At 68.8% G+C, this 14001-nt stretch carries 15 protein-coding genes; 12 read left to right on the top strand and 3 right to left on the bottom strand.

Features of this window, described 5'->3' with window-relative positions; genetic code table 11:
• The first annotated feature begins 6 nt into the window (after positions 1–6).
• Positions 7–957 (top strand): IS481 family transposase, encoded by a 951-nt coding sequence (locus tag ABE505_RS06240; protein WP_346442424.1) that lies wholly within the window; start codon positions 7–9, stop codon positions 955–957.
• Positions 958–1082: 125 nt separating this feature from the next.
• Here ABE505_RS06240 and ABE505_RS06235 read toward each other — a convergent pair whose 3' ends face one another.
• Entirely contained in the window at positions 1083–1505 is a 423-nt protein-coding gene (locus ABE505_RS06235; protein WP_346442425.1) for an Rrf2 family transcriptional regulator, read from the bottom strand.
• Positions 1506–1527: 22 nt separating this feature from the next.
• On the opposite strand from ABE505_RS06235, the gene ABE505_RS06230 reads away from it, so the two are divergent.
• Positions 1528–2241, top strand: a complete 714-nt coding sequence (locus tag ABE505_RS06230) for a methyltransferase domain-containing protein (protein ID WP_346458268.1) — start codon at positions 1528–1530, stop codon at positions 2239–2241.
• A 133-nt stretch (positions 2242–2374) separates the two neighbouring features.
• On the top strand, positions 2375–2749 hold the full coding sequence (locus tag ABE505_RS06225; protein ID WP_346442427.1) for a GFA family protein: 375 nt from the start codon (positions 2375–2377) through the stop codon (positions 2747–2749).
• Positions 2750–2979: 230 nt separating this feature from the next.
• On the opposite strand, the gene ABE505_RS06220 is transcribed toward ABE505_RS06225, so the two are convergent.
• Positions 2980–4476: a PLP-dependent aminotransferase family protein gene (locus tag ABE505_RS06220; protein ID WP_346442428.1), complete on the bottom strand. Its 1497-nt coding sequence runs from the start codon at positions 4474–4476 to the stop codon at positions 2980–2982.
• Positions 4477–4579: 103 nt separating this feature from the next.
• On the opposite strand from ABE505_RS06220, the gene ABE505_RS06215 reads away from it, so the two are divergent.
• The 7 genes from ABE505_RS06215 to ABE505_RS06185 all read left to right on the top strand — a co-directional run bounded on the left by ABE505_RS06215 (position 4580) and on the right by ABE505_RS06185 (position 10384).
• Positions 4580–5821 (top strand): benzoate/H(+) symporter BenE family transporter, encoded by a 1242-nt coding sequence (locus tag ABE505_RS06215; RefSeq protein WP_346442429.1) that lies wholly within the window; start codon positions 4580–4582, stop codon positions 5819–5821.
• Positions 5821–6636 carry a YggS family pyridoxal phosphate-dependent enzyme gene (locus ABE505_RS06210; protein WP_346442430.1) on the top strand — a complete coding sequence of 272 codons (816 nt, stop codon included), beginning with the start codon at positions 5821–5823 and terminating at the stop codon, positions 6634–6636. Before ABE505_RS06215 ends, ABE505_RS06210 begins: the two co-directional genes overlap by 1 nt.
• Positions 6633–7355, top strand: coding sequence for a glutamine amidotransferase (locus ABE505_RS06205; RefSeq protein ID WP_346442431.1), 723 nt, complete (start codon positions 6633–6635; stop codon positions 7353–7355). The genes ABE505_RS06210 and ABE505_RS06205 overlap by 4 nt, the downstream gene beginning before the upstream one ends.
• Complete coding sequence (gene pdxK / locus ABE505_RS06200; RefSeq protein ID WP_346442432.1) at positions 7352–8311, top strand: pyridoxine/pyridoxal/pyridoxamine kinase; 960 nt, start codon at positions 7352–7354, stop codon at positions 8309–8311. The genes ABE505_RS06205 and pdxK overlap by 4 nt, the downstream gene beginning before the upstream one ends.
• A gap of 9 nt (positions 8312–8320) precedes the next feature.
• Entirely contained in the window at positions 8321–9592 is a 1272-nt protein-coding gene (glyA, locus tag ABE505_RS06195; RefSeq protein WP_346442433.1) for a serine hydroxymethyltransferase, read from the top strand.
• A gap of 69 nt (positions 9593–9661) precedes the next feature.
• The gene (locus ABE505_RS06190) at positions 9662–10093 is read left to right on the top strand and encodes a carboxymuconolactone decarboxylase family protein (RefSeq protein WP_346442434.1); all 432 of its coding nucleotides are present in this window, start codon (positions 9662–9664) and stop codon (positions 10091–10093) included.
• Positions 10094–10195: 102 nt separating this feature from the next.
• Entirely contained in the window at positions 10196–10384 is a 189-nt protein-coding gene (locus ABE505_RS06185) for a hypothetical protein (protein ID WP_346442435.1), read from the top strand.
• Positions 10385–10444: 60 nt separating this feature from the next.
• On the opposite strand, the gene ABE505_RS06180 is transcribed toward ABE505_RS06185, so the two are convergent.
• The gene (locus ABE505_RS06180; protein WP_346442436.1) at positions 10445–11080 is read right to left on the bottom strand and encodes a TetR/AcrR family transcriptional regulator; all 636 of its coding nucleotides are present in this window, start codon (positions 11078–11080) and stop codon (positions 10445–10447) included.
• Between the two features lie 131 nt (positions 11081–11211).
• On the opposite strand from ABE505_RS06180, the gene ABE505_RS06175 reads away from it, so the two are divergent.
• Complete coding sequence (locus ABE505_RS06175; protein ID WP_346442437.1) at positions 11212–12375, top strand: isovaleryl-CoA dehydrogenase; 1164 nt, start codon at positions 11212–11214, stop codon at positions 12373–12375.
• A 13-nt stretch (positions 12376–12388) separates the two neighbouring features.
• Complete coding sequence (locus ABE505_RS06170) at positions 12389–13996, top strand: carboxyl transferase domain-containing protein (RefSeq protein ID WP_346442438.1); 1608 nt, start codon at positions 12389–12391, stop codon at positions 13994–13996.
• Positions 13997–14001 lie beyond the last annotated feature (5 nt).

Raw genomic sequence — 14001 nt, 5'->3', positions numbered from 1 at the left:
CCCCGGATGAACCTGCATAAACATGCCCGATTGACGCCCCATGGTCGAGCGCTTCTGGTGCGCTGGGTTCTGCAAGAAGGATTGCGGGTAGCAGAGGCCGCGCAGGCGTGCGGTGTCAGTCCGCGCACCGCCTACAAGTGGCTCGATCGCTTCCGCTGCGAAGGGGTGGCTGGGCTGGTGGATCGCAACTCCCAGCCCGCGCGGTGCCCCCATGCGACGCCCGCATCGGTGACGGTGCAAGTGCTGGCGCGGCGGCGCGAGCGCCAGACCTATCGTCAGATCGGCGATGCGCTCGGGTTGAGTCAGAGCACCGTCGCCCGGATCGTTCGACGGGCCGGTCTCAACCGGCTCTCGGCCCTGGAGCCACCGCGTCCCCAGAACCGCTACGAGCATCCCAACCCCGGCGACATGCTGCACCTGGACATCAAGAAGCTTGGACGCTTCCGGCGTCCCGGACACCGGGTCACGGGGGATCGCACCCAGTCCAGTGACGGCGCCGGCTGGGAGTACGTCCATGTCGCGATCGATGACAACTCTCGGGTCGCTTTCTCCTGCATACAGAGAGATGAGCGGGCCATCAGCGCGGTTCACGCACTGATGGCGGCCCTGCGCTACTACCGGACTCTGGGCGCGTCCTTCGACCGGATCCTTACCGACAACGGTGCCTGCTATCGCTCTGCGCTGTTTGTCCGGGCCGTCCGGCGACTTGGCTTGAAACACCACCGAACGCGCCCCTACACACCGCGAACCAATGGCAAAGCCGAGCGCTTCATCCAGACCAGCCTACGCGAATGGGCCTACGCCCGCAGCTACGACACTTCCGACCAGCGGGCCGCTGAGCTCATTAACTGGTTGCACACCTACAACTGGCATCGACCCCATGCCAGCCTCGGCTACAACCCGCCTATCTCCAGAATCTCCATACCCGTGAACAACGTACTGGCTTTACACAGCTAGGGCGGCGTTCCGGTGCCCATCGGCGCAGACGCTGGCGCTCCATCTTCCGATCTCGGCCGTCCGATGTTGGGCGACCGCGCTGCACCGTTCCGCGCGCGTTGGCGCCTTAACGTCCCACTGCAGGCTCAACCCTGCCAGGCGCGAAAATCGGCGGCCAGGTCCGCGACGGACACGCTGCCCAGATGGGCCTCGAACTGCTGTTGCGCATGGGCCAGCGCATGGGCGGTGGCCGCGTTCGCGGCGCGGGCCAGCAGGCAGGTGGTCTGCTCGTCATCGCTGCCGATGGCGAACAGCGTGGGTGCACCGAGCGCGCGGTAGATCTCGAGCAGCGAGACGTCGGTCAGTGGCTTGGCGAGCGACCAGCCGCCGCCATGCCCTTTCACCGAGACCACGATGCCGGCCTCGCGCAGGCCCCCCATCGTGCGGCGGACCACGGACGGATTGGTGCCCAGCATCTGGGCAATCAGCTCCGAGGTCGCCGGGCCCTGCATGTGCTCGAGATGCAGCAGCGCGTGCAGGACCCGGGGCAGACGGCTGTCTCGACGCACGGTGTGACTCCTTCTGTAACAAATGAACGCACGAGGGTTGACGTTCGCACACTTACGGTACATCGTATGTTACATGACATCCTCAAGCCGACATGCAGCGCCCCCCGAGGGGGGACACGCCGAAGACACCGCACGCGCTTTTTGGGAGCGCATCTACGCTGGCAGGACCACACCGCCGAGTGGGCGGCCGTCCAAAGTGTTGACGCGCTTTGCCGAAGGGCGCACACCGGGGCGCGCCTTGGAACTGGGCTGCGCCCGCGGCGACGATGCGATCTGGCTGGCGCAGCGCGGCTGGATGGTCACCGGGGTCGATATCTCCGAGACGGCCCTCGAAGCGGCGCGAGTGGCGGCCAGCGCCGCGGGGGTGGCCGGCCATGTCCAGTTCGAACGTCACGACCTGGGCGAACGCTTCCTGCCAGGCACGTTCGATCTGGTGACGGCGCTGTTCCTGCAGTCGCCGATGCCCTTTGGCCGCACCCAGGTGTTGCGCCGCGCCGCGCAGGCGGTCGGGGCAGGGGGCTTGCTGCTGCTCGTCACCCATGGCTCGCGCGCGCCGTGGTCGTGGCGTGCGCCGGACACGGTGTACCCGAGCGCCGCCGACGAACTGGCCGCACTGGCACTGGCGCCAGCGCAGTGGCGGGAGGTGTTCGTCGGTTCGCTTTCGCGTACGGCGTTCGGCCCGTCCGGCGAGCAGGCGAGCGTGCTCGACACGATCGTGGCGATTGAGCGTCGCTGAGCAGATTCGAACCGGCGTCGCGTCGATGCCGGATCCATCAACTTCGCGCGCGTTGTCCTGGCCTCGCTGTTCGGGTTCGCGCCGGCGTCGCCCCACACGCGATTGCATTGACGACATTCCCAAGGACACCGCAATGACCGACTCCGATCCCGGCGTGCGCGCCAGCTGTCACTGCGGTGCGGTGGTGATGCAGTTCAACCACGCACCCGTCGAGGTCATCGACTGCAACTGCAGCCTGTGCCGGCGCTACGGCGTGCTGTGGGTCTACTACGAGGCCGCCGACATCACCGGGCTGCCGGCGGGCGAGGGCACCGACACTTATGCCTGGAACGGGCGCCATGTCGACTTCCACCGGTGTCGGACCTGCGGGTGCGTCACCCATTGGGTGCCGCGTGCCACCAGCCGTACGCGACATGGCATCAATGCCCGACTGCTGGCGCCCGAGATCCTGGCGCAGTTGCGCGTGCGCCATAAGGATGGGGCGGGCTCGGGGAAGTACCTGGACTGATGCTCGATCGCGGCGAGGGGCGGCGCGCGGCCTTGGGCATGCCGGCTCCGGTCATTGCATTGGGCGGGCGTGACCGATGGCACCTGTGAAGCGCCGGGCTGGCCGAAGAAGTCGCGCCGGGTGCAGCGATTTGCGCGCACGACAGCGCGTGACGCTTTTCGTTCGATGCGGCGGCAGTGACGCAGCGGCCGCGGCCACGCCCGATCGAGCGCTATCCAGCCGCTTACCTGTCAACGACGCAGCGACCGCAATACCTTCGCCAATGTCTTGACCCCGGCTTCGAGCTCCTGCGGAGCATGGGCGGCAAAGCCCATCAGAAAGCCGGGTGTCGGCGCCTGCGACATGGACAGCGTGCTCAGGCCGAGCAGGTCGATGCCTGCGCGTTGGGCGGCGTCCACGGCCTCAGGCTCGGACAGGGCGCGGGCGAACACGCACGGCATCTGCATGCCGCCGGCCGGGACCCGGGGTTCCAGGTTGTCGGACAGGTGTTTGCGGACCAGCGCGGCCAGGCGGTCCCGCCGCTCGGCATAGACGGCGCGCATGGTGCGCACATGCGCGCCGAAGTGGCCGCCTTCGATGAAGCGGGCCAGCGTGAGCTGAGGAATCGGGGCGCTGTGGCCGTCGAGCAGGGTGCGGGCCGCCGTCATCGGTGCGACCAGTGACGGAGGCAGCACCATGTAGCCGATGCGAAGGCCAGGGAACAGCGATTTGGTGAAGGTACCGATGTAGAGCGTGCGTTCGTGCGGATCGAGCCCCTGCACACAGGCGGTCGGCTTGCCCGCGTAATGGAATTCGCTGTCGTAGTCGTCCTCGATGATCCAGCCTTGTTGGTCGCGGGCCCAGTCGATGATCGCCAGGCGGCGGTCCAAGGCCAGCGTCGCGCCGGTCGGGAACTGATGCGAGGGCGTCAGGAACACCGCCCGCGCGGGGGCGCCGGGCTGTTGGCTGGCGTCGAGCAGGGGGGCGACCTGCAGGCCGTGCGCATCGACCGGCACGGGCACGCATTGCAGGCCCGCGGCCTCGAATGCCTTGCGGGCACCGTGGTAGCCGGGGTCTTCGAGCAGGATCCGCTCGCCGGCATCGAGCAGCAGCGTGGCGCACAGGGTCAGGGCTTGCTGGGAGCTGGTCAGCACCAGCACGCGATCGGGCGTGGCGCGCGCGCCGCGTTCGAGGTTGACGTAGTCGGCGATGGCCTGCCGCAGCGGTGCCATGCCCTGGGCCGGGCTGTGCAGCAGGGCGCGGGTGCCGTACGCCTTCAAGACCTGGCGCTCCAGCCGCTCCCAGGTCTGCAGAGGGAAGTTGCGCGTTTCCGGCACGCCGGGTGCGAATGCGCGTGGCGCCGGGAAATCGCGCACGCCGCCGCACTGGAACAAGGCGCTGCCGCGTTGGCTCAGGCGCGGGGCGGTGCGGTCGGTGCGCGCGCGGCGCGCCTGGCCACGGCCGGGCAGGCGCTGCGCGCGTTCGGACACGAAGCTGCCGCTGCCCACGCGCCGTTCGATGAAGCCTTCGGCGTGCAGTTGGCCGTAGGCAGTCTCGACGGTGTCGCGCGAGACCCCGAGCGATGTCGCCAAGGCCCGTGATGCCGGCAGCGGCCTGCCCACATCGAGCATGCCGTCGAGGATCAGTTGGCGCACCGCGCGTTGCACGCGCAGGTGCAGTGGCAAGGCGCTCTGCGCGGGGTCGCCGATCGCGGCCTTCACCGACTCGAGCTGGGCGTGCTTGAACAAATGGTCTGCTCCATCGCCAGAAAGTGGCGGGGCCAATCGGGCCATTCTGCGCCTATAAATGCAGGCCGCAAGTGTCTGTCGTTTCAGGAGTCGTCCGTTCCACATGGCCCATGCCCCCACGTCTGCGTCCGTTCGCTGGAAGGACCTCCCGCACCCGGTCATCGCCGGGCTGATTTCCGTGATCGTCAACTACGGCGGCACCTTCATCCTGGTGTTCCAGGCGGCCAAGAGCGCTGGACTGAGTCCCGAGCTCACAGCCTCGTGGGTCTGGGCGGTCTCCATCGGGGTGGGCGTCACCGGCATCGTGCTGAGCTGGACGACCCGCGAGCCGATCATCACCGCCTGGTCGACGCCGGCCGCGGCGTTCTTGGTCACCGCCTTGGCCACGACGCCGTACGCCGAAGCCGTGGGCGCCTACCTGATCTCGGCCGCTGCCTTCGTGCTGCTGGGCGTGTCGGGGTGGTTCGAGCGTGTGATCCGGCTGATTCCGCCGGGCGTGACCGCCGGCTTGCTGGCCGGCATCCTGCTGCAGTTCGGCATCGGCGCCTTTGCCGGTGTGAGCCTGGACCCGCTGCTGGCGGGCGTGCTGATCGTCGCCTACCTGGTGCTCAAGCGGGTGTCGCCACGCTATGCGGTGGTGGGCATCCTGGTGTTGGGGCTGATGGTCCTGCTGTTGCAGGATCGGGTCGATGTCTCCGGGCTGCGTCTGGCGTTGGCCGCGCCGGTGTTCACGATGCCGGTGTTCTCGTTCAACGCCTTGTTGAGCGTCGCCTTGCCGCTGTTCTTGATCACGCTGACCGGCCAGTACATGCCGGGCATGCTCGTGCTGCGCAACGACGGCTTCAAGACCAGCGCCAATCCCATCGTGACGTTGACGGGCTTGGGCTCGTTGCTGATGGCGCCGTTCGGCTCGCACGCCTTCAACATCGCCGCCATCACCGCGGCGATCTGCACGGGCCGTGAGGCCCACGAACAGCCGTCCAAGCGCTGGATCGCCGGGGTGGCCGCAGGCGTGTTCTATCTCCTGGTCGGGGTGTTCGGGGTGACATTGGCGACGCTGTTCATGGCGTTTCCGGCGACCTTCATCGCGACGCTCGCCGGTCTGGCCTTGCTGGGCACCATCGGCGGCAGCCTGGCCAGCGCGATGGCCGAGGCCAGGACCCGCGAAGCGGCGCTGATCACGTTCCTGGCCGCGGCGGCCAACATCAAGCTGCTGGGCATCGGCGGGGCGTTCTGGGGCCTGGTGATCGGGCTGGTGGCCTACGCGCTGCTCAACGGCCGCTTGCCGCGGGCCGAGCCGACGGCCGCCCCCACGTCGATGCCTTTGAATGGGAGGTCCCCCTGATGTCGTCCACGTTCGACACGCCCACCGGCCACGACCAGCACGGCCGCTATCCCGAAGCGACCAGCGTCGAGGACTTCCGCCGCAACTTGGCGACGGTGCATGCGCGCATCGAGGCCGCCTGCCGCCGCGTCGGACGCGACCCGGCCACGGTGCACCTGCTCCCGGTCAGCAAGACCAAGCCCGAGGCCAGCCTGCGTCTGGCGCATGCGGCCGGGTGCCGGTTGCTGGGCGAGAACAAGGTGCAGGAAGCGCACCGCAAATGGGACGCGATGCAGGATCTGCGCGACCTGCAGTGGTCGGTCATCGGCCACTTGCAGACCAACAAGGCCAAGCTGGTGGCGCGGTTCGCCAGCGAGTTCCAGGCGCTCGACAGCCTGCGCGTGGCCGAGGCGCTGGAACGGCGCCTGCAGATCGAGGGCCGCTCGCTGGATGTCTACGTGCAGGTCAACACCTCGGGCGAGGCCAGCAAGTACGGGCTCGCGCCCGAAGACGTACCGGCCTTCCTCCAGGCGCTGCCGGCGTTCCCGGCGCTGCGCGTGCGCGGGCTGATGACCTTGGCGCTGTTCTCCAGCGACGCCGAACGCGTGCGCCGGTGCTTCGTGCTGCTGCGGGGGCTGCGCGAGCGGCTGCGGCAGGACACGCCTGCCGGCATCGCGCTCGACGACCTGTCGATGGGTATGTCCGGCGATTTCGAGATCGCCATCGAGGAAGGCGCGACCGTGGTGCGGGTGGGGCAGGCGATCTTCGGTGCGCGCCCGATGCCCGACAGCTACTACTGGCCCGATGCCGCAGGCACCGAGGCGACGCCGGCATGAAGACGGCGTTGGCCATCCGCCATCTGGGCTTCGAGGACCTGGGCACGCTGGCGCCGCTGCTCATCGCCCGCGGCTACAGCGTGCGCTATGTGGATGCCGGCAGCGACTGCATCTGCGTCGATGCCGTGGCCGCGGCCGACCTGCTGGTGGTGCTGGGCGGCCCGATCGGCGCCTTCGACGAGGCGACGTATCCATTCCTCGCTGACGAGCTCAACGTCGTTGCCCAGCGGCTGCAGTACGCTCGGCCGCTGCTGGGCATCTGCCTGGGCGCGCAGTTGATCGCCCGCGCACTCGGCGCCGATGTCGTCAGCATGGGCGACAAGGAGATCGGTTTTGCGCCGTTGATGCTGACGCCTGCGGGCGAGGCGTCGCCGCTGGCGGCGCTGGGCGATGTGCCGGTGCTGCATTGGCATGGCGACCGCTTCGAGATCCCGGTCGGCGCTGTCCGCCTGGCGGGTACCGAGGCGTGCGCCCATCAGGCCTTCGCCATCGGGCGGCATGTGCTGGCGCTGCAATGCCATCTGGAGGCCGAGCCGCAGCGCATCGAATCCTGGTTGATCGGTCATGCCTGCGAACTGGCGCAGGCCGGTCTCGATCCACGCGCCTTGCGCGCCGAGGCGCACGCCTTGCAGAGCGCGTTGCCGTCGGCGGCGCGGGCGGTGTTCGCGGCCTGGCTCGATGCGCTCGAGACCGATGACGCGGCGGACGCGGCACGATGACCGCAGCCGGTTCGCCAGGCCTTCGGCCGCTCGCCCTGGACGTGGTCTCGGTGCAGTCGCAGGTGGTCTACGGGCGGGTGGGGAACGCCGTCGCGGTGCCGACGCTGGACGCACTCGGGCTGGCCGTGGCCGCGGTGCCGACCGTGGTCTTCAGCAATACGCCGCATTACCCGACGATGCACGGCGGCGCGCTGCCGGCGGACTGGGTCGAGGGCTACTTGCAGGATCTGACGGCGCGCGGCGCGCTGGCCGGCCTGCGGGCGGTGCTGCTGGGCTACTTGGGCAATCCGCAGCAGGCTGCGGTCGTGGCGCGCTGGGTCCGGGCGCGTCTGGCAGAACGCGCGGCCCTGGGTGTCGTGATCGACCCGGTGATCGGCGATCACGACCACGGCGTCTATGTCGACGCCGGTCTGGTCGAGGCCTACCGCCGGGATCTGCTGCCCTTGGCTGACGGCGTGACCCCGAACGGGTTCGAGTTGGCGCAGCTGACCGGACGGTCCGTGCACGACGTCGACAGCGTGATCGCCGCTGCACGGGCGCTGCTGACCGGCCACACGCAATGGGTGGCGGTGACCAGTGCCGCCCCCGACACCTGGGCGGAGAACGAAACCCAGGTGGTGCTGGTCACGCGCACCCGGGCCGAGGTGATCGCACATCCGCGCATCGGCATCACCCCCAAGGGCACCGGCGACCTGTTCTGCGCGGCGCTGACCGGGCACTGGCTGCGCGGGCGGGGCCTGCGGGACGCGACGACGCGGGCTTGCCGGCATGTCGTCGAGGCGCTGCGCCGGACCGAGCAGGCGCAATGCGCCGAACTGTTGCTGCCGTTGCCGGGCCATTTGCGTGGCGACGCCACGCTCTCGCCACGTCGGCACACGACCGCGGTCGCGCAGCAGGCGCGCCAGCCCACGGACACCCGCGCGCCCGCGCGCGCCTCCTCATTCTCCACGCCATAGGCCATTGCCATGTACGACGCCACCCTGACCTTGACCGAGTTCGACCCGGAGCTCGCCCAGTCCATCCAGCACGAAGCGCGCCGGCAGGAAGACCATGTCGAGCTGATCGCCTCCGAAAACTACGCCAGCCCGCTGGTGATGGCCGTCCAGAACTCGGTGCTCACCAACAAGTACGCAGAAGGGTATCCGGGCAAGCGCTACTACAGCGGCTGCGGCTACGTGGACGTCGCCGAGCGTCTGGCGATCGAGCGCGTCAAGGCGCTGTTCGATTGCGACTACGCCAATGTCCAGCCACACGCAGGCGCGCAGGCGAACGCGGCGGTGTTCCTGGCGCTCGCCCAGCCGGGCGATACGGTCATGGGCATGAACCTAGCCCAGGGCGGTCACCTGACGCACGGCAATCCGGCCAACTTCTCCGGCCGGCACTACAACATCGTGCCGTACGGGCTGGATCCTGAGACCGGGCTGATCGACTACGACGAGATGGCACGCATCGCGCACGAGACGCGGCCGAAGATGCTGATCGGCGGCTTCTCTGCGTATTCGCGCCACAAGGATTGGGCGCGGATGCGGGCGATCGCCGACGAGGTGGGGGCGATCTTCTGGGTGGACATGGCGCATGTCGCCGGCCTGGTCGCCGCGGGCGAGTATCCCGACCCGCTGCCGCACGCCCATGTGGTGACCAGCACGACCCACAAGACGCTGCGCGGGCCGCGTGGCGGCCTCATCCTGGCCAAGGGGCGGGGCAGCGAGCTCTACAAAAAGCTCGACTCGGCGGTGTTCCCCGGCACCCAGGGCGGGCCGTTGATGCATGGCATCGCGGCCAAGGCGGTCGCGTTCAAGGAAGCGCTGCGCCCCGAGTTCAAGACCTATCAACGCCAGGTGGTGACCAATGCCCGCGCCATGGCCGCGGTGCTGCAGCAACGCGGCTATACGATCGTCTCGGGCGGCACCGACAACCATCTGATGCTGATCGACCTGTCCAGCAAGCCGTATACCGGCAAGGACGCGGACGCGGCGCTGGCCGATGCCTACATCACCACCAACAAGAACTCGGTGCCCAACGATCCGCGCTCGCCCTTCGTCACCTCGGGGCTGCGCATCGGCACGCCCGCAGTGACCACGCGCGGCTTCGGTGTGCCCGAATGCGAGCAGCTGGCCGGTTGGCTGTGCGATGTGCTCGATGCGCTCGAGATCGGTGACGATGCGTCAACGAGCATTCGTGATCACGTGCGCACGCAGGTGGTGACGCTGTGCCGGCGATATCCGGTGTACGGCTAAGCCGTTCCAGCGCCTCACGCGTGCGCTGCGCGGCGCCGCACGTGCCCTCTTTCTGTCAGGAGTTCCTCCATGCCTTCTCTCCGTTTGCCCTACCAGACGCTTTCGCCCGAGGCCTATCGCGGACTCGGTATCGCGAAACTGGCCCTGGACAAGAGCCCCTTGGGCAAGCCCCTGGTCGAGCTGGTCTATCTGCGCGTCTCGCAGATCAATGGCTGCGCGTTCTGCCTGGAGATGCACGCCGCGGCGCTGCGCGCGGACGGCATGCCGCAGGCCAAGCTGGACGCGCTGGCGGGATGGCGGGTCAGTGCCCATTTCAGCGAACGCGAGCGCCTGGCGCTGGCCTGGACCGAGGCCTTGGTGGACGTGGCGCGCAGCCATGCGCCAGATGACGATTTCCTGCCGCTCACGTCCGTCTTCAGCGACGCCGAAATCTCCGACCTCAGCTTCGCGGTCGCGCTGATGAGTGCGTTCAACCGCCTGGCGATCGGCATGCGGCAGTAGCGGGGGGCTGACCGCAGCGCCGGCACCGACCGCTCATGGGTGCGCTGGCAGCTGTGGGCCAGGGTGCCATCTGGCACATAGGCCGAGTTCGAGGTTGGGCTCATGGCCTCCGTTCAGCGCACTTTGCGGACCTCGGTGGCCGCTGGCGGCAGTGGGCTGGGCGCAATCGCCACGACGTGGACCTACGCGCGTGCCGGCTGGAACGGTGTGTGCGGGCTCGGCGCGGCGGTCAGCGGGCTGGCCCTGGCGGTCTGGGCGTTGACGTTGCGATCGGCCGCCGCGTCGCGTTGAGGCCGCGGGCGCTGCGCGTGGCCCGGTCGTGCGATCGGGCGCGCGCTGTTGGCCCTGCGCTCAGGCGCGCGGGGACGGCGCCGGGTCCGAGACGCCCGCCGCGCGCAGGCACACTTGGCGGATCGAGGCGACCAGTTGCGACGGGCCCGCGGTCTTCTCGCGCAGGATCGGCGCGACCGGCCCGACTAGCGCCTCGGTGAACGCACCGACGATGCAGGCCGCGGTGACGTCGGCGTCCTGGGCCGGGAACTCGCGGCGTTCGATGCCGGCGCGCAGGATGTCGCGGAACACGTCGCCGAAGCGCCGGCGGCCGCGGATACGCTCGGCATCGACTTCCGGATCGACCGGTTCGGCGATGAAGGCGTAGGCCAGGGCGGGGCCGGCGAGGGCACGACGCACGAAGGCCTCGATCGCCGCGCCCAACTGATCGCGGGCGTCGGCGTGGCCGTCGGCCGCCGCGCGCAGGACCACGATTTCGGCATCGATCGCGGCGGTGAGCACTTCGACGAACAGTTCGGCCTTGGACGGGAAGTAGCGATAGATCAGGCCGGTCGAGACCCCGGCCTCGGCCGCGACTGCGGCGACCTGCGCCTCGCGGAAGCCGCCGACCGACACCAGGGTGCGCGCAGCCTGGACGATCCGCTCGCGGTTGCGGGCCATCCGTTCTTCCATCAGATCGGAGCGTCGGTAGCTCAAAATTGTGATCCTTGGTTCAATTTGTGAATCCTAGTTCAATTCTTGTCCGGAACCCGCTAGGCTGTGCGTTCGGACCCCAACTGCGACGCTTCGCCGCACGGTCCGCGCCCCGGGGAACCTTGGAGTCCAGCATGCGTATTCCGTCCATCGATTTCCAACTCGGCGAAGAGATCGAGATGATCCGTGAGTCCGTCCAGGACTTCGCCGCGCAGGAGATCGCGCCGCTCGCCGCCCTCGCCGACGAGACCAATCAGTTTCCCCACGCGCTGTGGCGCAAGCTCGGTGGGCAGGGGCTGCTGGGCATCACCGTCGACGACGCCTACGGCGGCACCGGCCTGGGCTACCTGGCCCATGTGGTCGCGATGGAGGAAATCTCGCGGGCCTCGGGCGGCATCGGCCTGTCCTACGGCGCGCACTCCAACCTGTGCCTCAACCAGCTGCGCAAGAACGCCAGCGAGGCACAGAAGCACCAGTACCTGCCGAAGCTGTGCAGCGGCGAGCATGTCGGCGCGCTGGCGATGAGCGAGCCGGGCGCGGGCTCGGACGTGGTCGCGATGAAGTTGCGCGCCGAGCTGCGCGGCGACCGCTACGTGCTCAACGGCAACAAGATGTGGATCACCAACGGGCCGACCGCCGACGTGTTGGTGGTCTACGCCAAGACCGACCCTGCGGCCGGCCCGAAGGGCATCACCGCCTTCATCGTCGAGAAGGGCTTCAAGGGGTTTTCGACCGCGCAGAAGCTCGACAAGCTCGGCATGCGCGCCTCCGACACCTGCGAGCTGGTGTTCGAGGACTGCGAAGTGCCGGTCGAGAACGTGCTCGGCGAGGTCGGCGGCGGCGCCAAGGTGCTGATGTCGGGCCTGGATTACGAGCGCCTGGTGTTGTCGGGCGGTCCGCTCGGGCTGATGGCCGCCGGGCTCGATGTCGTGCTGCCGTACGTGCACGAGCGCCACCAGTTCGGCGAGGCGATCGGCAACTTCCAGCTGATGCAGGGCAAGATCGCCGACATGTACGTGGCCTTCAATGCCTGCCGCGCCTATGTCTACGCGGTGGCCAAGGCCGCCGACGCCGGGCGCATCACCCGCCAGGACGCCGCGGGCGTGATCCTGTACGCCGCCGAGAAGGCCACCTGGCTGGCCGGTCAGGCGATCCAGGTGCTGGGCGGCAACGGCTATATCAACGAGTACCCGGTCGGCCGGCTGTGGCGCGACGCCAAGCTCTACGAGATCGGTGCCGGCACCTCGGAGATCCGGCGCATGCTGATCGGCCGCGAACTGTTCCGCCAGACCTGCTAAGAGGAGCGCGTCGATGGCTGTCCTGCAGAGCCGGATCGATCCGGCCAGCGAGAATTTCCAGACCAATGCGGCCGCGATGCAGGCGGCGCTCGACGACCTGCGGGCGACCCAGGCCCGCATCGCGCAAGGCGGCAGCGAGGCGGCACGCGAGAAGCACCGCAAGCGCGGCAAGCTCCTGGTGCGCGACCGTATCGATGCGCTGATCGATCCGGGCGCGCCGTTCCTGGAGGTCGCGCCGCTGGCGGCGCTGGGCATGTACGGCGACGACGTGCCGTGCGCGGGTGTCGTGGCCGGGATCGGCCTGGTCAGCGGCGTGGAATGCATGATCGTCGCCAACGATGCGACGGTGAAGGGCGGCACCTACTACCCGGTCACGGTGAAGAAGCATCTGCGGGCGCAGGAGATCGCGCAGCAGAACCGCCTGCCGTGCATCTATCTGGTCGATTCGGGCGGCGCGTTCCTGCCGATGCAGGACGAGGTCTTCCCCGACCGCGACCACTTCGGCCGGATCTTCTACAACCAGGCCAATCTGTCAGCGCAGGGCATCCCGCAGATCGCCTGTGTCATGGGCTCGTGCACCGCCGGAGGCGCCTACGTGCCGGCGATGAGCGACGAGACGGTGATCGTCAAGGCGCAGGGGACGATCTTCCTCGGCGGCCCGCCGCTGGTGAAGGCCGCGACCGGCGAGGAAGTGGATGCCGAGTCGCTGGGGGGTGCCGACGTGCACACGCGCGTGTCGGGCGTGGCCGATCATTTCGCCGAGGACGACCTCGATGCGCTGGCACGCGTGCGCGACATCGTCGCCTCGCTCAACTGGCACAAGCAGGGCGAGCTGCGGATGCAGCCGCCCGAGGATCCGCTGTATCCGGCCGAGGAGCTCTACGGCGTCATCCCGGCCGACACCCGCAAGCCCTACGACGTGCGCGAGGTCATCGCGCGGCTGGTCGACGGCTCGCGCTTCGATGAGTTCAAGGCGCGCTACGGCACCACGCTGGTGACCGGTTTCGCGCACCTGCACGGCCACCCGATCGGCATCGTCGCCAACAACGGCATCCTGTTCTCCGAGAGCGCGCTCAAGGGCGCGCACTTCGTCGAACTGTGCGCCAAGCGCGGCATCCCGCTGCTGTTCCTGCAGAACATCACCGGCTTCATGGTCGGCAAGAAGTACGAGAATGGCGGCATCGCCCGCGACGGCGCCAAGCTGGTGACTGCGGTTGCCTGCGCGAAGGTGCCCAAGTTCACCGTGGTGATCGGCGGCAGCTTCGGCGCCGGCAACTACGGCATGAGCGGGCGCGCGTATTCGCCGCGCTTTCTGTGGATGTGGCCCAACGCGCGGATCGGCGTGATGGGCGGCGAGCAGGCTGCCGGCGTGCTGGCGACCGTGCGCCGCGACGGCATCGAGGCCAAGGGGGGCAGTTGGTCGGCCGAGGACGAAGAGTCGTTCAAGGCGCCGATCCGCGCGCAGTTCGAGCAGCAGGGGCATCCGTACTACGCCAGCGCCCGACTGTGGGACGACGGCATCATCGATCCGGCCAAGACCCGTCGCGCGCTGGCGCTGGCGCTGTCGGCGGCCATGAACGCCCCGAACGAAGACACGACGTTCGGCATCTTCCGGATGTGACCAGG

Source organism: Luteimonas sp. TWI382, from assembly GCF_039674545.1.
Taxonomy (GTDB): domain Bacteria; phylum Pseudomonadota; class Gammaproteobacteria; order Xanthomonadales; family Xanthomonadaceae; genus Luteimonas.
Note: the sequence above shows the minus strand (reverse complement) of the source record. Positions and strands in the feature narration are given on the sequence as shown.